Source organism: Paenibacillus sp. EPM92, assembly GCF_016586185.1.
Classification (GTDB): Bacteria; Bacillota; Bacilli; order Paenibacillales; family NBRC-103111; genus Paenibacillus_G; species Paenibacillus_G validus.
Genome location: NZ_BCPS01000031.1, coordinates 23,381 through 44,985 on the forward strand (window position 1 = coordinate 23,381; position 21,605 = coordinate 44,985).

The following is a 21,605-nucleotide window of genomic DNA, read 5'->3' on the forward strand; positions in this document are numbered from 1 at the left end:
CGAGAAAGCCGCTTCGTAAGCTTGCGCTGCCCGTACCCGAGGTTTGTTCACCTCAATTTCCACAGGAGGAGTTAGCATATGGGTTATATACGAGTCGGAATCGCCGGACCGGTCGGTTCGGGAAAAACAGCGCTTGCCGAGAAGCTGGCCCGTCATATGTCCGGGCAGTACAGCATGGCGGTCGTAACCAACGATATTTATACGAAAGAGGACGCGGAATTTCTGGTGCGCAGCGGTGTTTTGCCGGCCGAGCGTATTGTCGGCGTAGAGACGGGCGGCTGTCCGCATACGGCTATCCGCGAGGATGCATCGATGAATCTGGAAGCCATCGACGGTCTTGTCCGACGTTTCCCGGATGTGGAGATCATCCTGGTGGAAAGCGGCGGGGACAACCTGTCGGCGATCTTCAGCCCGGAGCTGGTGGACGCCTTCATCTATGTGATCGATGTGGCCGAAGGCGACAAAATCCCCCGCAAAGGCGGCCCGGGCATCACCCGGTCGGATCTGCTGGTCATCAACAAAATCGATTTGGCCCCTTATGTAGGCGCCGATCTGTCGGTCATGGACCGCGATTCGCGGAAAATGAGGGGAGAGCGTCCCTATATTTTTACGAACCTGAAAAGCGAGGAAGGATTAGAGCAGGTCATCGCGTGGATTCAAAAAGAGGTGCTGCTGGAGGATTTGGCGGGCTAGGCCGAAGCCCGGCGGCGCCCGGCGTTTCAAGATGGGCTTATCCTAATAAAGAAACCTCCACAAGTAAAACGTGGCATAGGACTCCCAATTCGTCCATCCGGAGGACAGCTTCAAAATTTCATCCTTCGTCGGTTTCTTCTCCGTCCCCAGTAGAAATTTGATGGCATTATGCAAGCCGACATCGTCAATCGGAAAGGCGGAAGGCATCCGAAGGCAGCGCATGAGTACATAATTGGCCGTCCATGGACCGATGCCTCGAATGGCGACAAGCTTTTTTTCGACCTTTTTGATGTCGCCTGCGTCGATCAGCATGTCACGGGTCAGCTGCCCTTCCGCCATCAGCTTGGCCACGCCGATCAAGTATTCGCATTTCTTGACCGTCATGCGCAGTACATCCAGATCTTCCACCGTTAGAGCTGCAATAACCTGCGGGGTGGGGAATATCCAGTAGGTTTCCCCTTCGCACTCCACGCGTCGGCCAAAATTCTCGACAAGCCTCCTTTTCAGCGTGTACGCATAGGTCAGGTTGATTTGCTGTCCGATGATTCCCCAGCTGATCGCCTCGAACAAATCGGGAATGCCGACATTGCGCAGGCCGTAGAAGCGCTCCACCGCTTGTTTCAAGAGCCTATCGCGGCGCGCCATGCCGTAGAACGGAAGCAGATCCGTATCCAGATCAAACCAGTCCCTGACATAACGTGCGACCGCGGCCCGGACCCTCTGCTCCTTCGGGATCGTATCCCCCAAAAAACGGATGAGGATCGCACCGTCCTGATCCGCGCTTATTTCAACTACGGGCGTTTCCTGTTCCACCGGAATCGCTTTATACAGTCGCCGATCTTTCGTGTGAAACAAGCACTCGTTCGAGGCAGCCGCCAAATAGTTCAGATTTTCATCGAAGCTGAACTCGTTCGGCACGTGCAGCTTTAACTCACAGCCGTTATCTTCCCAGCAGCCTTGAGGCAAGCCGGCATCATGATGTTCCAATGTAATCCCCCATTCCACTCGGTATGCTCCCCCTTCTAGTTGTAACATAAAAAAGCAATTTCATAATTTCGTTATCTTGCTGTTCCATTCGGGCAAACACCCACACGTTCACGATTGGGGGTATAATAAGGGGCACGGAGGTGAACGAAATGACGAACCCGGATTCACTCACGGACGAGATGTGGCAGGCTATTCTCAACAATGACGCATCTTACGACGGGCAGTTTTTTTTTCATTGACAATAGAATGACAGGGGTTATAAAATCCTTGTTAGTAATGATAATCATTATCATAATAACAAAGCTTCCGGTATGTCAAACTAGCAGGGGGGAAATAAGAGAGAGTCAGGGAAGCCCGGTGTAGGGCAGTCATGGGTTTTACGTTTTTTTATTGATAATGATAATCGTTATTATTAAATGCAAAGGGACTATTTAAATGAGTGCGAGCTTCGTACATAAGATGTTTAGGAAAAATTCAACCTCTTTCGCACGCGCTTTTCCGCTAAGTCTGATACTGATTCTGAGTGGGTTGGGTTTGCTGCTGTCCATGTTTGTGGCGGTATCGTTCGGAGCCAAGGGGATGACGTTAGCGGCGGTATGGACAGCCATCGTTCATTATAATCCGGAGCTGACGACGCATCAGATTATTCATGAGCTGCGACTTCCGAGAGTGCTCGGGGCTGCTGTGATCGGGGCGGCTTTTGCGGTTTCGGGAGCCTTAATGCAAGGGGTCACGCGTAATCCGCTGGCTGATGCGGGGATTTTAGGAATTAATGCAGGCGCTACGTTTGTGGTGGCCCTTAGCTTCGCATTTTTTCCGAATTTGCCTTACTCCGCATTAATTTTGCTATCGTTTACTGGAGCTGTGCTCAGTACTTTATTTATCTTTGTGCTTGGTTCGAGCACAGCCGGCGGGTTAACGCCTTTACGGCTAACGATCGCAGGCGCTGTGGTTGCAGCGCTGCTGCACTCACTCAGCTCCGGGATTGCGATTTATTATGATTTAAGTCAGGATTTGGCGTTTTGGTATGCAGGCGGTGTTGCTGGGGTCAAGTGGTTACATTTGGAATTGCTGGCGCCGATTATATTGATTACTTTCGTTTGGACGCTGCTGCTGGGGCGCTCCATTTCGTTACTTTCATTGGGCGAAGAGGTAGCCGTTAATCTAGGCGTAAAAGCGAAACGGATTCGAATTCTCGGCATGACATCCGCATTGATCCTTGCCGGAGTTTCCGTTTCGGCAGTCGGTTCGATAGGCTTTGTCGGACTCGTCATTCCGCATATCTCGCGCAAGCTGGTTGGGGTGGATTACCGCTTCATTATTCCTGTGTCTGCTTTGTTAGGTGCGGTACTGCTGGTTTTGGCCGATTTAGGGGCACGGATGGTGAATCCACCGAGAGAGCTGGCCATCGGTGTAATGGTTGCGCTCGTCGGGGTTCCTTTCTTTCTTTATTTGGCTCACAAAGAGAGGAGGAATTTATAAAATGAAGCTCCACTTGCATACCAGGGAGAAGAGAGCTTTCACGGTGGGCCTCATCCTGCTGATGATTTGCGTTAGCGCTGTGATCATCGGTTTAAATACAGGGTCGATGCGTCTTCCTCCTTCGACGATCCTTCAAACCTTAATGGGAAACGGCAGCAAGGAGGACACGATGGTTTTATTCGAGTTTCGGCTGCCGCGTATTCTCATTACCATGCTTGCCGGAATCGGTTTAGGGGTTTCCGGGGCGATATTACAAGGAATATCCAGAAATGCGTTGGCGGATCCAGGCATTCTTGGCATTCATGCCGGCGCCTCGTTTGGTCTTATTGTTTTTATGACCTACTTTCATTCGATGAATAGCGCAGCCTCGCTTTTGATACCTTTGTTTACGTTTACCGGCGGGGCGCTGACGGCTTTCCTGATTGTTTGGTTAGCGTACGACCGGAACAGAGGCTTACTGCCGATTCGGCTATTATTGATCGGTATTGCTATTGCAGCCGGGTTCAGCGCCGTTACGCTCTATTTATCACTGAGCCTTGACGAAAAAACGTACGCGTTTACCTCGAGGTGGTTGGTGGGGAACGTGTGGGGGAGAGATTGGATCAACGTCTATGCCTTGTTCCCCTGGATAGTGCTCTTGGTTCCCTATGTCTTGTTTCAATCCAAGACCTTAAATGCGCTCTCTCTTGGCGATGAGCTGGCGCTCGGCATTGGGACTTCCGTGCGCAGACAGCGATTGCAGCTGTTGGCCGCTGCCGTGGCTCTATCATGTGCCAGCGTATCGATGGCGGGAGGGATCGGTTTCATCGGTTTGGTTGCGCCTCATCTTGCGCGTCGCCTTGTTGGGCCAATGCACCAGCATTTTTTACCGATCGCAGGGCTCATCGGTTTAGTTATTCTGGTAATTGCGGATACAATCGGCCGTTCCTTGTTTCAACCTAACGCAATTCCGGCAGGGGTGGTTGTTGCCGCTGTCGGCGCACCTTATTTTCTTTATTTACTTCGCAGAACAAAATTCAACTAAGATTGAGGAGACATTATGAAAAAGACACTTCTGATTGTGCTAAGCATGGTTTTCCTGCTTGTTTTATCGGCTTGCGGGGAGAAGGCCTCCCAGCAGGACAAGGCTGCCCAACAAGGGGCGGCAGGCGGAGAGAAGACGACCGGCGAAGCGCCTAGAATTGCTTCATTATCGATACATTTGACGAACAACCTGCTTGCGCTGGGCATTACTCCCGTCGGCTCTGTGGTAGGCGGTGACTTAAAAACGTTCCTTCCTCACGTAGCGGATCGGCTAACCCAAACGAAACAGTTGGGAGTAGCGACGGATCCCGATATGGAGGCATTGTTAGCATTAAAGCCTGACGTCATTTATGTCGATCAGCAATATGGCGGCAAGGATATTGCCAAATATGGAAAAATAGCCAAGACGGTTGTATTCAATCTCGACGAGGGAACATGGCGGGACCATTTGCGGGAAATTGGAAAGCTGGTGAATCGCGGGCAGCAAGCCGAAGATTTTATCAAAGAATATCAAGCGCAGACTGAACGTGTAAAGACGCTTATTCATAATAAGATCGGCGACGGTACTGTCATGGCGGTACGCGTCACAGCGAAAGAGCTCTGAGTCTTCAGTAGGAGACGTCCCATGGGACCGATCTTGTTTGAAGACCTGGGCTTAAAGCCTGCCAAAGGAGTCGATCAGCTCAGTAAGGACAAGGCCTATGAGCTGATTTCACAGGAAGTGCTTCCTGACTATGACGCCGATGCGATCTTCGTCGTTGTTAACAGAGATGATGGAGCCCAAAAGTTATACCAGCAAATCCAAAGCAGTCCCATTTGGCAAGGATTAAAGGCCGTCAAAGCAAACCACGTATATGCCATCCCCGATCAGCCATGGCTCGATTACTCAGCATTAGGCAGCAAAATGGCACTGGATGATGCGGAAAAAATGTTTGCGAAGTAACCCGCTCTTTGAGCGGGTTTTTCCGTGTTGCGCGCGCTGCGCTGTACGCTATAAAAGCATCAGGTCGATGCTGTACGCCGTCTGACATACTCCTCCGGAGTCATACCGATGGTGGCTTTGAAATCTTTGATAAAATGCGATTGGTCGTGATAGCCGAGATCCATCGACAGCTTCGCCCAGTCGTGGTTTGGATGAAGATCCATCGTTTCTGCCGCATTTTGGAGCCGGTAAAGTTGAATGACCCATTTCGGGCTGACTCCGACATATTGATCGAAGAGGCGCTGCAGCGTTCTTTTGTTAAGACTGAACGCGGTACAAATGTGATCTACTTTAGTCATATCCCGTTCTTCGATGATCCGGTCGATGATTTGATTAATCAGCGTGATATGGGGATCCTTATCCGGAAGTTTCGGCCGAATAAAACGCTCGGCATGTTCGACCATCTTGGCTTCATCTTCCTGAGAAAGAATGGCGCTCTCTAACGTTTGGGCATCTACGTCTAACACGCTGCCGACGTCCATGGGATGTTGGGATAACCTCGACACCGGTTGTTTAATAAACGGATAAAATCCGCCCGGCTTGAATTTCACGCCTAACACGCACCCTTTTCCCTGGATGAGATAGGAGTACTTACTTTTTGCGGCGCCGTAGAAGGCTGTCCGATTCGGTTCGATCACCAAATTCACACAAGGATTCGGGACGACATCTTGCAAATACGGCTCCTGCCCTGTTAAATCCCAGCTGACGATCCAGAAGTGCTTGACGAAAAAACCAAGATCGCCGGAGGGCGCATAACGGGAAAGCTGGAATTTTTTTTCGCCTCCATTTAAATGCAATACGCCCATACTGGGCTTTGGGACATTTGAAATCACTTTCAGTCACTCCAGTCCATTGTTTTCGGGAAGAGGGTTCCGCCAGGATGAAGGGTTTATCCGGTTGAGTTATGCCGGTCGGTTCTCTTGTCGCGTTTTTACAATACTTGCAGCCAGTACGCAACTATAATCATCTTAGCACATATGAGCTGCCTATAGGCGGAACCGCGGACAAGACCAGGTAGGATCAGTTCAAATCACGAAGGAGTGGACAATGTGGAACTCAAATACGAATTTTATATCGATGCACAGCCCGAGGACGTATGGAACACGTTGGTGTCCCCGGAAGGAACGCGCAAAACCTTTTTCGGCAGCGTGATCAGGTCAACGTTCAAGGCAGGCGATGCCTTGGAGTATGTAGGTCCGGGCAACGATGGCGACGAAACCGTTCATGTATATGGCACGTTATTGGCTTACGAACCTCATCAAACGCTAAGTTTTATCGAACATCCCGGTCCGTCCTACTTTCCGAACCATGCAGAGCTTGAGTCTAGGGTAACGTTTACGCTGGAAACGGTGGGCCAATGTACCAAACTGACGTTGGTCAATGACCAGTGGTCAGCGAATCATCCTTCTTATCCTAATGCTCAATCGCATTGGTGGATGATCCTCAGCAACATCAAGACTTTTACCGAGACCGGAAGGACGCTGGACTTTGGTTGGTAAAGGAATATAACAGAACGCCGGTTTCCAAACAGGGAAACCGGCGTTCTGTTGTTAGGGGTCCGCAAGCGGGTTGCCAGGATCTTCGCTGCTGTTTAGAAGGAGCCGAATGGCACCGTTTGCGGTCCTATAAGAACATCTTGACGTTCTGACCATAAACTGGTAATATCCACTTGGTATTGTGTGAGCAAAGCTTGATCGTTTGTAATCATGTTTTCCATTTATTAGAATACATATAGGCAGGCTTCGTTAATCCGATTGAATAAATCGGATTATTGTCTATTTTCCGTATTATGAATGAAAGTGGTGATTGAATTGCATTCCGTAACAGCTCGCGTTCTTCAAATCATTAGAAGATCTAAAGATCCGCTATCCAAAACAGACATTGCTGCGGAATCAGGTCTATCCTTGTCGGCCGTTAACGATCATATTGAACGCTTGATCAGCGACAAATTAATCATCATTTCAGAGATCGGAAATTCGAGCGGAGGACGCAAACCACGGCTGTACGCTCTGAATAAAGACGCCGGGCATGTCATTTCTATTGAACTCGGGGCTTCCAGCGTACAGTTTGCCATCTGCGATTTCGACTGTAATCTGAAGTTCTCCGACCGTGCTTCCATCGAGCTTGGTCAAGGTCCGGATGAAGTCCTGGAACAAATCTACAGGCGGATCAGCTCATTAATGGAAATGAACCGGATCTCTAAGACTTCGATTAAAGGGATTGGTATCGGTATTCCAAGTCCTGTAGAATTTATTTCCGGTCTGCCTATTTCTCCGCCGATTATGCCTGGATGGGACAGGTATCCCATCCGCGACTTTTGGGCTAAATATTTTGACTGCCCGTGTTATGTCGATAACGACGTTAATATTATGGCCTTGGGCGAGCATGCTAAAGGGTTGAACTTTGAAGTCGATAATCTGATTTATATCAAGATTGGATCGGGAATCGGCGCCGGTATCATCAGTCACGGGCAGTTATACCGCGGCTCCAACGGAAGCGCAGGGGATATCGGCCATATTGACGTTGGCAGCGATGTGTTATGCTGGTGCGGAAACCGCGGCTGTCTGGAAGCTATCGCGGGAGGGAAAGCACTGACCGCAAAGGCGAAAGAGCTGGCTTCTTCCGGACACAGTTCGTTCCTTATGGAAACGCTTAAAGAAAAGAACGACATTACGCTTAAAGATATAAGAGCCGCCATTCAACAGCCCGATCCCTTGTCCGTGGAATTAATTCGTGACAGCGGCGCGACGATTGGACGCGTTATCGCATCGTTAGTGAACTTCTTTAATCCATCCTTAATTTCGATCGGCGGCAGCGTGTCCGAGTTTGGGGATATTTTCCTCGCCTCGTTAAGACAGGGGGTATACCAGCGGTCGCTTCCGCTCGCCACGCGCGATCTTCGTATCAATAAGTCGACACTCGGGAGGCCGGCCGGGCTCATCGGCGGAGCGTTTATGACCATCAGCCAATTGATCGTCAACAGCACGGACAGTGATACGGACACCGTCCTGGAACGGAAACAAAGTCACCTGTGAACCCGTCTGTGATCTTAAGCCTGATAAGCATGGTCAACGGACTTAGCTTCATCGTGCTGCGAGCCGAGTGCATACGTCCTACGAGCTGAGAATCCTTGTATGCAGGGTTCTCGGCTTTTTCATTTGGCCGCAGGTCGCTCAAGCGGGCTGGCCTTGCGATTGCACGTCGGTGATGGATAGGATGCTGCAGCCGGGAGAGCCCCGGGCTATGAATTGTATGTCTTTCTGTATATAATGAGAATAATTCTCAATATATACAGAAGGGCTGATCCCAATGAATAACGTCAAACACCTCGCAAGATTTGACAGCCCGAAATGCATAGTCCCGGCTTCAGATCAACCGATCCGCATTCGGAAAACCTGCTGCTATTATTATATGATTTCCGACCATGAGAGCTATTGTCCCTCCTGTCCGAAAGTAAATTAAGGCCCTGCGGCAGGGCGGCAGGCGTCTTGCGGGTCCGTCACAGAACCTTGCGTATTCCTGTGACTCTAATCACACGGGCGGTACATCCTTTTGTTTATACTTGGTTCATATCAAGCAAACGCGAAAGCGAGGAGATCATCATGCTGCGTGTGGAAACGATTGAAACCATTAAATCGACGGTACCCGTGTTGGAGGTTCATGGGAAGGAGATTACCAAGCGCTTCTATCAAATGATGTTTACCCATCATCCTGAGCTGCTGAACGTATTTAATCACGCCAATCAGAAGCAGGGCAGACAGCAAACTGCACTTGCCAACGCGGTGTATGCCGCGGCCGCCAATATAGACAAACTGGAGGCCATCCTTCCGGTCGTCAAGCAGATTGCACATAAGCATCGCAGTCTGGGTGTGAAAGCCGAGCATTATCCGATCGTCGGGCAGTATTTGCTCGCTGCGATCAAGGACGTACTGGGCGATGCGGCAACCGACGACATCTTACAGGCCTGGGCGGAGGCTTACGGCGTAATAGCCGACGTCTTCATGGGCATAGAGGCGGAGATGTACGAGAATGCCGAACGTCAGGAGGGCGGCTGGCCATCCTTCCGGGCGTTTCGGGTGGAGCGTAAAGTGAAGGAAAGCGAAGTGATCACTTCTTTTTACTTGGTGCCGGACGATGGTAAGGCGATCGCGGCCTTTGAACCGGGGCAATATGTGAGTGTAAAGATAGAAATTCCCGGGGAGTCCCATACCCATATCCGTCAGTACAGCCTCTCGGGAGCGCCGGGGCGCCCTTATTACCGGATTTCCGTGAAACGGGAGGATGCGATAGAGGGGCGGCCTGCAGGGAAGGTGTCCGTTTACTTGCATGAGCAGATCGAGGAAGGCGAGATTCTTTGGCTTTCTGCGCCGGCCGGTGAGTTTACGCTGGATCGTACCGATACGCGGCCTGTTGTTCTGATTAGCGGCGGGGTCGGGTTGACGCCGATGATCAGCATGCTTGACACGCTGGTGGAAACGGATCCGAAGCGCCAGGTGACGTTCATCCATGCCGCCCGGAACGGGAATGTACACGCGATGAAGGCGCATGTGGAGGAAATCGCCGCCCAACACCCGCAGGTGTCGGTGTCTTGGTGCTATGAACAACCGACCGAACTCGATAAAGCGGAGGGCGCTTTCCAGAAGGAAGGATTTATCGATTTGCCCTGGCTGCAAACCGTCATACCGACCCGCGATGCCAGCTTCTATTTCTGCGGTCCCGTTCCGTTCATGAAAGCGTTGAACCGCGCGCTGAAGGACTGGGGGATTATGGCGTCGGATATTCATTATGAGTTTTTCGGTCCGGCCGGCGATCTGGAACAGCCCTCCGAAACGGGTGAGGCCGAAGTCAGCCGTCAGCGATAACGACCGATTAATTATCGGAGCTGGATTGAGCGCGCAGCAGCCGGTTCACCGTTTCACGGCGAAGGCCGATGAACTGGCCGATCTCGTCCTGCGTCAGCAGCTGGGTTAAGGAGGCGGGCGCAGCATAGGAGCGGAGCCATATTTGAAGCTTCCTGAGCCTCTCGGCGGGAGCGACTTCGGTTAATTGGTCGATCCGCTGCTGCATCATTCGAAGCTTCTCCTGCAGCTGCAAGGCGATGCTGCGGCATCGATCCGGGCTGCGCTCCAATTCCCGATACCATTCCGCCGCAGACAACACTTCGATCTCGCTTGTCATCAGTGCAATCGCCGTTCCATAGTACGGATTCGGGCTAATGAGAGAATGGTGCGGAATGACTTCATTCGGCACGATAATATTCACTAAGATCGTTGTACCGTCTTCGTGAACGCGAACAATTTTCAGCAGTCCGTTCTTCAGGTGATAAAGCGGTCCCGTTTCACCCTGACGAAATAAGGTTTCGCCCTTATGCAGAATCATAATATCCTCCCTAAATGACGAAGCGAAAGCCATTCCCACCAGGCGTTCGCTTTGTTTCATTATAGCATAGTTCGAAAGTCAGCTCCCTCCTACGATACCCCTGCATGTTTTGAAATCCGCGAAAATACGAGAGGCGGACAGGGAAATATTTGTGAAAGTCGGCATATGATATAACAGAACATGCAATATTTGTTGCGCCAAGGCTTGAAAACGCTTAAACATCAACTTGTTTGAACTCCACCATGAGACTCATGAGGGGGCGGCCTGATGTTCCATTATTTTAATCTTGTGGACCTGTTCCCAAGACCCGCGCTTCCTATAGGACAGCAGGATAAGCATGAGCTGGAAGATATGTACACCTCCAAAGAGGGAAAGTCCATCAGGTTCACACACTGGCTGGTCGTATTGTTGTGGTATGCGGAGCAAGAGACTAACGGCTGGAAGGTCATGGTATTCCCGGTATCGGAGGAGAGGGTGTTCTGGACGGTGCCCCCGCTGTTTCATACGCTGGCGCCCTCCTCCTTCGAGAAAGCTTGGAAACTGTCCGAGGCTATACAAGCAAGCTGTCAGAGCGATCAGCTCACTTTGAAGTTCGTCCATCCGTATTGGGACAATTGGGCTGCAATCTAAGTTACCGTCAAGGAGGCAAGGGCATGCTCCACCTTATCGTTTGCATCAAGCAGGTCCCCGATAGCCGCGAAATCCGCATAGATCCTGTGAACAACACGTTAATCCGGCAGGGCGTTCCGAGTATCGTCAATTTTTACGATTTGCACGGGCTTGAAGAGGCGCTGCGCATCAAGGATGAGCATGGCGCCAGGGTTACAGTCGTCACCATGGGGCCGCCTCCGGCTGAGAAATCGCTCAAGGAATGCATTTCCCTGGGGGCCGATGAAGCGGTGCTTGTGACCGACCGTAAATTTGCCGGCGCGGATACGCTGGCGACCTCCTACGTGCTGGCCAAAACGATTGAAAAGGTAGAGCAGGAATGGGGGAAGGCGGATATTATTTTTTGCGGAAAGCAGACGTTGGACGGCGATACCGGACAGGTTGGCCCCGGCATTGCTTGCCGCCTGGATGTGGAGCAGCTTACGTATGTCGGCAAAGTGTCCGAAGTAGACCCTGCGGCGCGCAAAGTAACCGTGCACCGGTATTTGGAGGACGGCACCGAGGTGGTTCAGTCTGCCATGCCCGTGCTTGTCACCGCGTTGAAGGAGCTGAACACCATCCGCAGAGCTTCGCTGCCGGGGATGATCCGGGCTGCCCGATATAAGCCGACCGTATGGACAACGGCCGATTTTCCGGATTTGGAAGTGGCCAAGATTGGGCTGAAGGGGTCGCCAACGATCGTAAGTAAAACCTGGGTGCCCGAACTTCGCAAGATTAACGGGCAAGTCATAGGCGGCGATAAGCCGGAACAAATCTCAGAAGAGCTCATAGAGAAATTGTGGGGAAGCGATCTGCCGGAAAGATTAGGCTGGACTTCATAAAAAAGGAGGAGAAGCCGGTGTGCGCACGAAAAGAGACGGAACCAGCACCCGATTGGTCCGATTACCGGGGCGTGTTTGTTTATGTGGAACAGCGTGGAGGGGAAGCGAAGAAAGTTTCCTGGCAGCTGCTGGGCGAGGGGAAACGGCTCGCCAATAAGCTTGACGTCGATCTGATAGCGCTTGTTATCGGGGATGAAGTGGAGCATTTGGCCAGAGAAGCGATTTATTACGGAGCGGACAAAGTGTTCTTGTGCGAGGCGCCGGAGCTCAAAGCTTATCGAACCAGGCCGTACAGCCGGATTGCGATGAAGGTCATCGGCGAGGCCAAGCCTGAGATATGCTTGTTCGGGGCTACGGGCACCGGCCGGGATTTGGCTGGAGCCATCGCGACGCACCTGCCTACCGGCTTGACGGCCGATACGACCGAATTGGATGTGGAACCGCCGCCTTCCCGGCTCCTGCTGGCAAGCCGGCCGGCTTTCTCGGAGAAGATGATGGCGACTATTCTGTGCAAGCAATATCGCCCCCAGATGGCTACAGCCCGTGCCGGCGTGTTTCTGGCCTTGCCGCGCGACGTGTCCCGGCAAGGGGAAATCGTTCGGGTGGCAAATGGGATGAGCGAAGAACAAATGGCCACACAAGTGCTCGATTTCATTCAAGGGCAAGCAACGCTGAATTTGGAAGAAGCGGAGATCATTGTCGCCGGCGGCCGGGGATTAGGGGGGCCGGAGCCTTTCGCCATGCTGAAGGAACTGGCCGATGCTCTGGGAGGCGTAGTGGGCGCGTCGCGGGCGGCCGTTGACGCCGGCTGGATCAAGCATGCGCATCAGGTCGGACAAACCGGCTGTACGGTGAGGCCTAAGCTGTACTTTGCCATAGGCATTTCCGGGGCGGTTCAGCATACGGTGGGGATGTCGGGTTCGGAGGTGATCGTGGCGATTAATAAAGACCCGGAGGCGCCGATTTTTCAAACCGCTCATTACCGGATCGTCGGCGATTTGTTCAAAATCGTACCTGCCCTTACGGAGCAAGTGAAGAAGAAGCGGGCGGCGGGCATGCCTGGTAAAGCGGATCAGACCGGTTCTGCCAGCGTGAAACCGGAAGAAGCCTTGTTGTCGGAAAGGGGCGAGGGACGATGAATGAAAAGTTTGACGCGGTGGTCGTCGGCGCAGGTCCGGCCGGCGCGGCGGCGGCCTTGACGATGGCCAGGGCCGGTCTTTCGGTTGTTCTGCTGGAGCGGGGCGAGTTTCCCGGGGCAAAAAATATTTTTGGCGGCGTCTTGTACAGAAAAATGTTAGAGGATCTGATCCCCGAGTTTTGGACGGAAAAAGGGTTTCCGATGGAGCGGCAAATCGTGGAACAGCGGATTTGGATGATGAGTAAACAATCCGTCGTCACGTTCGGGCACCGGAATGAAGCTTACAAAGAGCCGTTCAACTGTTTTACCGGACTGCGGGTCAAGTTCGATCAATGGTTTGCCGACAAGGCGGTGCAGGCCGGGGCTATCCCGGTTTACCAGACGGTCGCAACCGAGTTCCTGAAGGAAGGAGACCGGGTTGTCGGAGTCAAGACGGACCGGGCCGACGGGAATCTTTACGCCGATGTCGTGGTCATCGCCGATGGGGTCAACTCGCTGCTCGGCAAATCGCTCGGCATCCATAAGGAATGGCGGCCCGATGAGGTGTCTCTGGCGGTGAAGGAAGTGATCGCCCTTCCCAGGGAGAAGATCGAAGACCGGTTTCAGGTGGAAGGGGACGAAGGGGTTACGATCGAGTTTATGGGCGAAACGTCACTGGGGATGGCCGGGCTGGGATTTTTGTATACCAACAAGGAGACGCTCTCCCTGGGCGTCGGGGTCATGGTCGATCAGCTGCGGGAGAAACGGATCAAGCCCTATGCCCTGCTGGAAGCGGCCAAACAGCACCCGATGATCCGCAAATTAATCCAGGGGGGAGAAGTCTTGGAATATTCGGGACATCTGATCCCCGAAGGCGGATACCATTCCATTCCGCCTCTGTCCGGAGACGGCTGGTGTATCGTCGGCGATGCCGCGCAGCTGATTAATTTCGTACATCGGGAAGGTACGAACCTCGCGATGACCTCGGGGCGGTTAGCGGGCGAAGCCATTGTCCAGGCCAGGGAGAAAGGCGACTATTCACGAGATACGCTAAAGGCATACGATGACAAGATCAGGAGCTCTTTCCTCGAGAAGGATCTGAAAAAATACAAAGGCATGCATCAGTTCCTGAAAGAGCAAGACCCGGAGCTGCTGTTCGACAAGCTGCCGCAGGCTCTGAATGAAGCCGCCTATCACATGTTTCTGGTGGATGGCGTATCCAAGGCGGATAAGCAAAAGCTAGCCGTTAAATTAATCAAAGATGCTGCCGGCGGAACGATGAATTTGATGAAATTAGGCTATAAAAGCTGGAGGGCGATGAATGGATGAGCGATTCCATATCCGACAAATTGTTTACGATCCGCTTCAAATGCGATGATGTGTCCCATTTGATCATCAAGGAGCACGCGAACTGTCTGCAATGCGTGAAGAAAGATTGCAATTATTTTTGTCCGGCCGATGTGTATGAATGGGAGAAGAAGCAAAAGATGACGACGGTCGCTTATGAAAACTGCATCGAATGCGGCACCTGTCGTATCGCCTGTCCTTACGACAACATTGAATGGGTTTATCCCAAGGGGGGACACGGCATCACCTACAAATTTGGCTGACCGCAGCGAGATCGTCATGGACTTGCACAATCAAATACGTGGACAAATAGGGACGGAACAAAAGCCGAAGGAGCAGTTTCCCGCTGCTTCTTTGGTTTTTGTTCCGTTGTTTTTTGACGCATGGCTTATCCTGTAACGGGGTGACAGCAGATTATTGCTCTGTCTGAATTTCGTGTTTGCGTTTTCCACCTCCATATCAGGGCTATTCTTATCGATTTATTTGTGGAGATTAACGGAGAGTTGGATCGTCAACGGTTTGTTTCATATTTCGATGTTCGTCTTTGTCGTGGTTGGATTTATTGCCGGAGGCTGGGTATCCAAACAAAAGGACCGGAGAAACGTTTCGCGCCCAAACCCTTCTTTTTGCTTTCATTTTTAAAAGGAGTCTAAAACAGCGAATGTGGATCAGCCATTTTTTGGGCTGGCTCATCATGGGATTAAGAGAAGGAGTGATCCTGTTGCTTCCTCCTATTCTTCTTTATCACATCGTACAAAAAGAAAGCACGGTTGGTTTGTTAACCGTACTGTTTGGAGTCGTGAGTATTTTATCGAATCACTGGTTAGGCCGTTTTGGGAAAAAAGAAAACTATCACTAGTATACATTGGGAGCTGCAATCGGTTTGGTAGTCACGACAGGGGTGCTCATGTATGAAATCAGCATGGTCACCCTCTTGATCTTCATGATTGGAAATGCTTTTTTTAACCCGCCCATAAGAAATTCGTATACAAGCCATATGTATTTATTAATGTCCAGTCTGCCTAATAACGGGAAAAAATTAAAGACGGAGCTGATCGTTACCCGTCAAATATTTTTATCCATCGGCCGCATAGTTCCCATCGTCTTTTTTATGCTGTTTGCTGATGGAATGGATTATCATCTGGTTGCCTGGATATTGATGATTACGGCTGTTACCCAGTTGGTGCTTTATTACGGAATCGTGCAAAAAAATGTCAAATTGTGATTACATAACATCTTTCTTCCTAAAGTGAATCAAGCCCGCGCCCAGACTGAGCAAGAAGAGCAGCAGGGAGCTGGAGAACATGGCCGGGCTCCCATGAAATTGGTTTAGCGTACCGTTAAGGGAAGCGACCATCGGGTACGTCCAGGGGTCGAATATCCAATATTTAGAGTTGGCCACAAGCAGGTTGGGCAGCGATAATCCCGCGGCGATTGCCAAAGGAATGCCCACTTGGGCGAACGTGACGCTCAACCAATATTGAATGGACATGATGGGCATAGCGGCCGCAAAAGCGAGAAGCATAGGAAGAAAAATCCGGTCATAAGGAATAGGTCCTTCCGCCTGAACGATGAATCCGCCCAATAGGATGCAGACGCACAGCATGCCTATGCTTAGGAACGTTAAAAAAACACCGATGGCAAATTTCATCAAATAGAAGGGCGCTCTGCCGATGGGCAAAGCTAAACACTGCTTCCAGCCATTATGGCTGTGTTCGATGCGCGCCATCATGACCATAAGCACAGCAATGAACAGGGGCAGCATAAGCGACGAATAAAAAATAAAGCTTTGTTCAATAAGGACGGTCCAGGCATCCCGCGTCCAAATATGCTTATACCTCATGAAGTTGGCCGTGCCTTGCGCTGAAATCAATACGGGCGTAAGCAGAACGAGCCACATCAATTTGGAGTGTCTTAATTTGCTCCATTCCGCCCTCAATAAGTGGGTCATTGAACCCCATCTCCTCTCATTCTCTCATTCACATCATGTCTTTGGATTGAAACTCCAGCATTCCCAGCGCAATGCCTCCGATGCCAAATCCTAACCCGCTAATCAGTGCAATGTTCTGATTGGTGTCCAGGAGCGGCAGCGCAGCAAGAGCGGAGGCATATGGCATGTACTGCGTCATTTCGGATTGCGCCAAAAAGAGTGCGCAAACACTTCCTGTAATGCCGATAGCGACTGGAATCATCGTATTTTTACATTTGGAACTAAGCCAGTGCTGTATGCTGGAGATACCCAGACCGGATACGAATAAGTACAGCCCGTACTCGCCGTAAAGAAGGATAGGAAACCGCTCCGGAAATCCGAAGATCAGCCCCGTAACCCATATCCCCGCCAGGAAGACAAGGATGGACATGCCGGTCAACAGGATCAGAAGGAACCATTTGGTCAAATAAATGTGGGAACGTGCAACCGGCATACTGAGCAGCTGCTTCCATACATCGTCTTGAAACTCGCAGAAGTGGATCATAGCCGCGAGCAGGGTCACGCCGATGGGGAAGAAAAAAGACCATAAGAAAAAGATTTCGCGCATGGCAATTTCCCAGGACGTCATGGGAGCGAACTTCATCATAAGATAGTCGTAACGCAGAAACAAATTAACAAACAGCAATAGAACGACAAGCAGAGGGCCTGCTGTTGAAAGAATCCATACCATTTTCTTTTGTTTCTGGCATTCGGACAAAAAAATAGCGCCCCATTTCACCAGCTTTCGCCCCCTCTTGTCATGTTCAAGAAAATATCTTCCAGCGATTCCTTGCTTTCGCTGAGATGAGATACCCGAAAGCCGGCCAGCACCAAATCCTGATTAATCGTGGAAATCCGTTCGCTCGGGGCGTCGATAAGCAAATGATCCCCATCCCGTTTCAAGGTGTAGCCAAGCCTGGACAACAAGGCGGCCGATTCTTCAACCGGCGCTGCGGCGACCCGGATGCCTGAATACCCTTTGCTCCTTAATTCGCTTAAGGAACCTTGAAATAGCAATTCACCCTTGTAAATAATGCCGACTTCGCTTGCCATAAGCTCGATTTCTTTTAAAATATGGCTGGAAACAAGCACTGTAATTCCTTGTTCAACAGGCAAGCGGGTTATCAATTCCCGGATTTCCTGGATACCGGCCGGATCCAAGCCGTTCGTAGGTTCATCTAAGATCAGGAGCTCCGGATTGCCTAGCAAGGCCTGAGCGATGCCCAATCTTTGCTTCATCCCCAGCGAATAGGTCTTTACCTTCTTGTGCTGCCATTCCTGCAAGCGAACAATACCCAACACATGCCCGATATCACGTTTGGCTGCTCCGCGCAGCTTACGCACGATCTCCAAATTTTCGTATCCGCTAAGATGACCGTAGTAGGATGGAGATTCTACCATGGAACCGACCTTGTTCAAAATTTCCAGGCGGTGCTTCCGAACATCCTTGCCGAATATAGAGATCGTTCCTTGTGTTGGCTGAATCAAGCCTAATAGCATGCGAATGGTAGTCGTTTTGCCTGCGCCGTTCGGGCCCAGGAAACCGTACACGCCACCGCGCTTCACCTTCAAATCAATGCCTTTCACTGGATAAAAGGACTTGAACGACTTGGATAAATGCTTCGTTTCCACTAAGAAACTCAAAAAAAATCACGCTCCCTGTAGATATCGTACAGAGAGCATGATACGAGTTGGCGTTTAAGGCTGCTTTTAGCTTACCTTAAATCTAGCTTAATTGTTTGGGCAAACGTACGTTCAGGAGGGTGCCGCTGCCTGTATGGCTTTGTACGCCGATGGTACCGTGATGGGCCTCAATAATTTGCTTGGCAATGGCTAACCCGAGGCCGCTTCCTTCGTGATCCATCGTATTCGTACCTCTGTAATACCGCTCGAACAATCGGCTAATTTCTTGCTCCTGGATACCGTTGCCGGTATCCCTGATCTGAACAAACACTTCTCTGTCGGTAGATTGAATCTGAATGCGTACCTGGGCCGGGTACGGATTATGAATCAGCGCATTGCTAATCAGATTTTGAAAGGCGCGTCGCAGCAGCTTGGAGTCGCAGGCCAGGAATACGGGCGGGCCGTCCTTTTCAATCAGGATAGTCCTTGATTGAAATCGGGGATGGTTTAGCAAGAGTGTTTGCAGTCCTTCCAGCAATTGAACGATATTTTCTTCCTGCTTGTGGATCGGAAGGGTCTGATTTTTTAATTGAAACGTAAGCTTGAAATCTTGAAGCAGCTCCTCCATATACGCCGCTTGCCGGACGATGACCTTAGCGAATCCGATTTGTTCCCGTCGTTCCAAATCGTACTCCTCATCGGCAAGCAATTCCGAATAGCCTTTAATGGAAGACAAGGGCGTCTTCATGTCATGCGAAAGATTGGATACCCACTCTTCTCGAAGCTGGTCCGTTACTTTCCTGTGTTCGGCGAGGAAATGGAGCGTTTGCGACAAATGGTTGAGGCTGAGATACACGTTTTTATATAAACCCTTCGGCTTCAGGTTTACCTGATAGCGGCCTTCCGCCAGCTGCTTGATGCTTCCGATGATTAACCATACCGGGTTCGACAACCACCTGGAAAATAAATAACCTACGAGCACAATGGCGGCGATGGCTGTTCCCATAAATAAGAGCAGGCCCTTGTGCCACATCGTGAAAAACTGTTCGGGGCCGAAGTAAAACGTGAATTTCGAGATGGCCATTTCGGGAAACCCGATCAGATAGCTCCAATGGTAACCTTCTCGTTCGGTTCGCCCGGTAAACACCGTATATCCTCCTACGGAAAATTTATTCATGAAAACAATTTCACTAGGCGAATAGTGGCTCTGAGCGTGACCCGGCAAGTTGTAATGATAAGCTTCCGACCCATTCGTATCGAGGATTTGAATCCACGCTTGTTTTGAATCGAGCAGTTGCATGCCTTCGTCTGTCACATAGGGCAGGTGATCCCGAAACGCGATCTGACTTTCAAAATCAAGGACCAGCCGTTCGACACCCTGCAAGGTACGGTTGCCGCTGAAAAAAGGATTGAAGACAAAGTGCACGGCGGCTATGATGAGGATGACAAGAAGGATGGCCAGGGTGGAGATAGCCGTTAAAAATTGAAATATAATTTTCCACTTCATCGGCTTTCATCCTGCGGAAGCAATTTATAGCCAAGCCCTCTTACGGTTAGGATCAGCCTTGGATTCGCCGGGTCGTGTTCAAGCTTTTCGCGCAAATGATGAATGTGTACCATGACCGTATTGTCGTAACCGCTTAGCAGACTTTCTCCCCATACCGCTTCATACAATTCCGATTTGTTAAAAATGCGGGAGGGGTGCTTCGCCAAATAAACGAGAAGCTGGAATTCCTTCGCCGTCAATGGAACGAGGGCGCCATCTTTCCGCACTTCGCCCCTTTGCTCGTCGATCTGGACATTCCCGAAGACGCAAGGCTCCCGCTCAGACTGCCTGGAGTAGACGAGGCTTCTACGGAGATGCGCTTTAATCCGATACGCAACTTCCTTTGGGCTGAAAGGCTTGGTGATATAATCGTCTCCGCCTAAAGCAAGGCCCACAATTTTATCGGTGTCGTCGTCTCTGGCGGACAAAAAGAAGATGGGGCATAAAGAAAATTGGCGTATTTGTTTACAGAGCGTAAACCCGTCCATGTCAGGGAGCATCACATCCAAAATAATCGCATCCGGCTTAACCTCCCGGCAGCGCTCAATTGCCGATATTCCCGAATATGCGTGATAGATATGCAGGAACCCTTCTTTCAACAGGACCGTTTCCAATAAATTAACGATATCGGGCTCATCGTCAACAATCATGATTTTTAACGGTTTGAGATTAACCATTTCCACTGAAATTGTAAGCCTCCTCAATCTGCAGCTTGCCTTTCGGGTGACAGGAATATATGACCATTATAAGAACTAGTACATGCATGTACAATTTTATTTGATTTCAACTATGGATAATTTATTGACGGAGAAGAAGAGAAGGGGAAATCGTGACGGGTTCGAATACGATGCTGGAGAAGATCAACTTGATTTCACCATGGAGGAAGACGGCACAGGTTTAGGTCTCGTTGTTTGTAAGCGGATTCTCGATAGCTTGCGGAGGCGGGCTGCTCATAAATAGCGAGCGGGAAGCGGAAAGCAGGTGACGGTTCAAATCCCATGGGTATCACAGGGGTGACGCCGAAAGGGAATAGGTTTGCGCTTTGGGCGATGGCGGGAGTTACAATTCGTCAGAGTTATGGTATATAATATCACATGTGGATTGGATAGGACGCCATATATAGTTATCTATGTAAAATAAGTGAAAACTTAGAAAAGAGATGCGGACACGGAAGGTTAACCGGCAGGAGGTGAACGAAGTGACAGCGGTCAATAAAAACCATCGCATGTTTGAACAAGTATTGCACCAATTCCGCGAGTATACTTCTTCGCGCAATTTGGCGGCAGGAGATAAGTTGATGACGGAACGTGAGATGGCGGCCTATTTGCAGGTGAGCAGATCTTCGGTGCGGGAAGCTTTACGGATCCTTGAAATGTTCGACGTCATTTATTCCAAACCGGGAGAGGGGACCATTCTTAAAACCCCCCATATCCCTAAAATATTGACGACGATGCTCCAATTTTTCACGATTCCTACGGAAACATCCATTGAATTGCTGGAATCGAGGAAGGTTCTTGAGGGCGGCGTTGCAAAGCTGGCGGCCAAACGCAGAAAAGAAGCTGATATCCGGCTGCTGCAAAATGCGGTGGAGCGTATGCGTTCGGCCAGTGATTTGCAGGCTCAAATCCAAGCGGACTTGGATTTCCATCTATTCCTTGCGAAAGCTGCCTACAATAATACGTTATCGGATATTTTGGTGCTCGTCTCCGATTTGGTAACGCCGAATCTGTACACCACACGTTTACAGACACAAGAGATCGCTGGAGTTAATGACGATTTTGCCCGTCAGCATCAGACGATCCTGCAGGCTGTTATTGACAAGAACGGGCATCGCGCGGCAGAGGAAATGGAAAGGCATATCGAGCATACGATTGATTTAATGAAGGCGTTGAATCGATTCCCTGCCGAATAAAAGAAGTATAACGATTTGTTGAACAGGAAAAGGCCGGAAGGCCTTTTTTGTTTTT

Annotated in this window: 23 protein-coding genes and 1 pseudogene; 16 read left to right on the forward strand and 8 right to left on the reverse strand. The window is 50.5% G+C overall.

Translation table 11 applies throughout. The annotated features are described in order from the left end of the window. Positions 1–78 precede the first annotated feature (78 nt). Positions 79–693, forward strand: coding sequence for an urease accessory protein UreG (gene ureG / locus JMF85_RS06020; protein WP_141334382.1), 615 nt, complete (start codon positions 79–81; stop codon positions 691–693). A 42-nt stretch (positions 694–735) separates the two neighbouring features. Here ureG and JMF85_RS06025 read toward each other — a convergent pair whose 3' ends face one another. Continuing rightward, positions 736–1,698, reverse strand: a complete 963-nt coding sequence (locus tag JMF85_RS06025) for a DNA-3-methyladenine glycosylase family protein (RefSeq protein ID WP_305781541.1) — start codon at positions 1,696–1,698, stop codon at positions 736–738. 528 nt (positions 1,699–2,226) lie between these two features. Here JMF85_RS06025 and JMF85_RS06030 point away from each other — a divergent pair. From JMF85_RS06030 to JMF85_RS06040, 3 genes and pseudogenes are all read left to right on the forward strand, one after another. After that, complete coding sequence (locus JMF85_RS06030; RefSeq protein WP_230876114.1) at positions 2,227–3,162, forward strand: FecCD family ABC transporter permease; 936 nt, start codon at positions 2,227–2,229, stop codon at positions 3,160–3,162. Between the two features lies 1 nt (position 3,163). Beyond that, on the forward strand, positions 3,164–4,186 hold the full coding sequence (locus tag JMF85_RS06035; protein WP_155614688.1) for a FecCD family ABC transporter permease: 1,023 nt from the start codon (positions 3,164–3,166) through the stop codon (positions 4,184–4,186). A 15-nt stretch (positions 4,187–4,201) separates the two neighbouring features. Then, positions 4,202–5,128, forward strand: a pseudogene (locus JMF85_RS06040) (iron-hydroxamate ABC transporter substrate-binding protein). Positions 5,129–5,187: 59 nt separating this feature from the next. Here JMF85_RS06040 and JMF85_RS06045 read toward each other — a convergent pair. Next, positions 5,188–6,000 carry an AraC family transcriptional regulator gene (locus JMF85_RS06045; RefSeq protein WP_141334387.1) on the reverse strand — a complete coding sequence of 271 codons (813 nt, stop codon included), beginning with the start codon at positions 5,998–6,000 and terminating at the stop codon, positions 5,188–5,190. A gap of 216 nt (positions 6,001–6,216) precedes the next feature. Between JMF85_RS06045 and JMF85_RS06050 the strand changes: the two genes are divergently transcribed. The 4 genes from JMF85_RS06050 to hmpA all read left to right on the forward strand — a co-directional run bounded on the left by JMF85_RS06050 (position 6,217) and on the right by hmpA (position 10,029). Beyond that, positions 6,217–6,666, forward strand: coding sequence for an SRPBCC family protein (locus tag JMF85_RS06050; protein ID WP_127608889.1), 450 nt, complete (start codon positions 6,217–6,219; stop codon positions 6,664–6,666). A gap of 312 nt (positions 6,667–6,978) precedes the next feature. Continuing rightward, positions 6,979–8,202 (forward strand): ROK family transcriptional regulator, encoded by a 1,224-nt coding sequence (locus JMF85_RS06055; RefSeq protein WP_164751894.1) that lies wholly within the window; start codon positions 6,979–6,981, stop codon positions 8,200–8,202. 274 nt (positions 8,203–8,476) lie between these two features. After that, positions 8,477–8,629 carry a (2Fe-2S)-binding protein gene (locus tag JMF85_RS28625; protein WP_127608887.1) on the forward strand — a complete coding sequence of 51 codons (153 nt, stop codon included), beginning with the start codon at positions 8,477–8,479 and terminating at the stop codon, positions 8,627–8,629. 140 nt (positions 8,630–8,769) lie between these two features. Then, positions 8,770–10,029, forward strand: coding sequence for an NO-inducible flavohemoprotein (gene hmpA / locus JMF85_RS06065; protein WP_127608886.1), 1,260 nt, complete (start codon positions 8,770–8,772; stop codon positions 10,027–10,029). A 7-nt stretch (positions 10,030–10,036) separates the two neighbouring features. Here hmpA and JMF85_RS06070 read toward each other — a convergent pair whose 3' ends face one another. After that, on the reverse strand, positions 10,037–10,546 hold the full coding sequence (locus tag JMF85_RS06070) for a Crp/Fnr family transcriptional regulator (protein ID WP_127608885.1): 510 nt from the start codon (positions 10,544–10,546) through the stop codon (positions 10,037–10,039). Between the two features lie 267 nt (positions 10,547–10,813). Here JMF85_RS06070 and JMF85_RS06075 point away from each other — a divergent pair, with 267 nt between their 5' ends. The 7 genes from JMF85_RS06075 (at position 10,814) to JMF85_RS06105 (ending at position 15,725) form a co-directional block, all read left to right on the forward strand. Next, entirely contained in the window at positions 10,814–11,176 is a 363-nt protein-coding gene (locus tag JMF85_RS06075) for a hypothetical protein (protein WP_127608884.1), read from the forward strand. A 23-nt stretch (positions 11,177–11,199) separates the two neighbouring features. Beyond that, positions 11,200–12,036, forward strand: coding sequence for an electron transfer flavoprotein subunit beta/FixA family protein (locus tag JMF85_RS06080; protein WP_127608883.1), 837 nt, complete (start codon positions 11,200–11,202; stop codon positions 12,034–12,036). Positions 12,037–12,053: 17 nt separating this feature from the next. Further along, on the forward strand, positions 12,054–13,175 hold the full coding sequence (locus tag JMF85_RS06085) for an electron transfer flavoprotein subunit alpha/FixB family protein (RefSeq protein WP_127608882.1): 1,122 nt from the start codon (positions 12,054–12,056) through the stop codon (positions 13,173–13,175). Next, a complete protein-coding gene (locus tag JMF85_RS06090) occupies positions 13,172–14,482 on the forward strand; it encodes an FAD-dependent oxidoreductase (protein ID WP_127608881.1) in 1,311 nt (436 codons plus the stop codon). The genes JMF85_RS06085 and JMF85_RS06090 overlap by 4 nt, the downstream gene beginning before the upstream one ends. Beyond that, positions 14,479–14,763, forward strand: coding sequence for a ferredoxin family protein (locus JMF85_RS06095; protein WP_054796509.1), 285 nt, complete (start codon positions 14,479–14,481; stop codon positions 14,761–14,763). The genes JMF85_RS06090 and JMF85_RS06095 overlap by 4 nt, the downstream gene beginning before the upstream one ends. A gap of 398 nt (positions 14,764–15,161) precedes the next feature. Further along, positions 15,162–15,359: a hypothetical protein gene (locus tag JMF85_RS06100; RefSeq protein ID WP_155614683.1), complete on the forward strand. Its 198-nt coding sequence runs from the start codon at positions 15,162–15,164 to the stop codon at positions 15,357–15,359. A 24-nt stretch (positions 15,360–15,383) separates the two neighbouring features. Then, positions 15,384–15,725: a hypothetical protein gene (locus JMF85_RS06105; protein ID WP_155614682.1), complete on the forward strand. Its 342-nt coding sequence runs from the start codon at positions 15,384–15,386 to the stop codon at positions 15,723–15,725. Here JMF85_RS06105 and JMF85_RS06110 read toward each other — a convergent pair whose 3' ends face one another. The 5 genes from JMF85_RS06110 to JMF85_RS06130 form a co-directional block, all read right to left on the reverse strand. Then, positions 15,726–16,451, reverse strand: a complete 726-nt coding sequence (locus tag JMF85_RS06110) for an ABC transporter permease (protein ID WP_155614681.1) — start codon at positions 16,449–16,451, stop codon at positions 15,726–15,728. Positions 16,452–16,479: 28 nt separating this feature from the next. Beyond that, positions 16,480–17,208, reverse strand: coding sequence for an ABC transporter permease (locus tag JMF85_RS06115; protein WP_127608877.1), 729 nt, complete (start codon positions 17,206–17,208; stop codon positions 16,480–16,482). Next, positions 17,205–18,113, reverse strand: coding sequence for an ABC transporter ATP-binding protein (locus tag JMF85_RS06120; RefSeq protein ID WP_054796515.1), 909 nt, complete (start codon positions 18,111–18,113; stop codon positions 17,205–17,207). Before JMF85_RS06120 ends, JMF85_RS06115 begins: the two co-directional genes overlap by 4 nt. A gap of 82 nt (positions 18,114–18,195) precedes the next feature. Beyond that, positions 18,196–19,599 (reverse strand): HAMP domain-containing sensor histidine kinase, encoded by a 1,404-nt coding sequence (locus tag JMF85_RS06125; protein WP_155614679.1) that lies wholly within the window; start codon positions 19,597–19,599, stop codon positions 18,196–18,198. Continuing rightward, entirely contained in the window at positions 19,596–20,315 is a 720-nt protein-coding gene (locus JMF85_RS06130; RefSeq protein WP_127608919.1) for a response regulator transcription factor, read from the reverse strand. The genes JMF85_RS06125 and JMF85_RS06130 overlap by 4 nt, the downstream gene beginning before the upstream one ends. Before the next feature lie 521 nt (positions 20,316–20,836). Between JMF85_RS06130 and JMF85_RS06135 the strand changes: the two genes are divergently transcribed. Beyond that, positions 20,837–21,550, forward strand: coding sequence for a FadR/GntR family transcriptional regulator (locus tag JMF85_RS06135; protein WP_201317908.1), 714 nt, complete (start codon positions 20,837–20,839; stop codon positions 21,548–21,550). Positions 21,551–21,605 lie beyond the last annotated feature (55 nt).

Bases quoted from the DNA above. Each gene is read 5' to 3' on its own strand.
- JMF85_RS06110 (WP_155614681.1), bottom strand. From the start codon at position 16,451: ATGACCCACTTATTGAGGGCGGAATGGAGCAAATTAAGACACTCCAAA.
- JMF85_RS06080 (WP_127608883.1), top strand. From the start codon at position 11,200: ATGCTCCACCTTATCGTTTGCATCAAGCAGGTCCCCGATAGCCGCGAA.
- JMF85_RS06035 (WP_155614688.1), top strand. From the start codon at position 3,164: ATGAAGCTCCACTTGCATACCAGGGAGAAGAGAGCTTTCACGGTGGGC.
- JMF85_RS06070 (WP_127608885.1), bottom strand. From the start codon at position 10,546: ATGATTCTGCATAAGGGCGAAACCTTATTTCGTCAGGGTGAAACGGGA.
- JMF85_RS06075 (WP_127608884.1), top strand. From the start codon at position 10,814: ATGTTCCATTATTTTAATCTTGTGGACCTGTTCCCAAGACCCGCGCTT.
- JMF85_RS06130 (WP_127608919.1), bottom strand. From the start codon at position 20,315: ATGGTTAATCTCAAACCGTTAAAAATCATGATTGTTGACGATGAGCCC.
- hmpA (WP_127608886.1), top strand. From the start codon at position 8,770: ATGCTGCGTGTGGAAACGATTGAAACCATTAAATCGACGGTACCCGTG.
- JMF85_RS06100 (WP_155614683.1), top strand. From the start codon at position 15,162: ATGTGGATCAGCCATTTTTTGGGCTGGCTCATCATGGGATTAAGAGAA.
- JMF85_RS06095 (WP_054796509.1), top strand. From the start codon at position 14,479: ATGAGCGATTCCATATCCGACAAATTGTTTACGATCCGCTTCAAATGC.
- JMF85_RS06125 (WP_155614679.1), bottom strand. From the start codon at position 19,599: ATGAAGTGGAAAATTATATTTCAATTTTTAACGGCTATCTCCACCCTG.
- ureG (WP_141334382.1), top strand. From the start codon at position 79: ATGGGTTATATACGAGTCGGAATCGCCGGACCGGTCGGTTCGGGAAAA.
- JMF85_RS28625 (WP_127608887.1), top strand. From the start codon at position 8,477: ATGAATAACGTCAAACACCTCGCAAGATTTGACAGCCCGAAATGCATA.
- JMF85_RS06030 (WP_230876114.1), top strand. From the start codon at position 2,227: ATGTTTGTGGCGGTATCGTTCGGAGCCAAGGGGATGACGTTAGCGGCG.
- JMF85_RS06090 (WP_127608881.1), top strand. From the start codon at position 13,172: ATGAATGAAAAGTTTGACGCGGTGGTCGTCGGCGCAGGTCCGGCCGGC.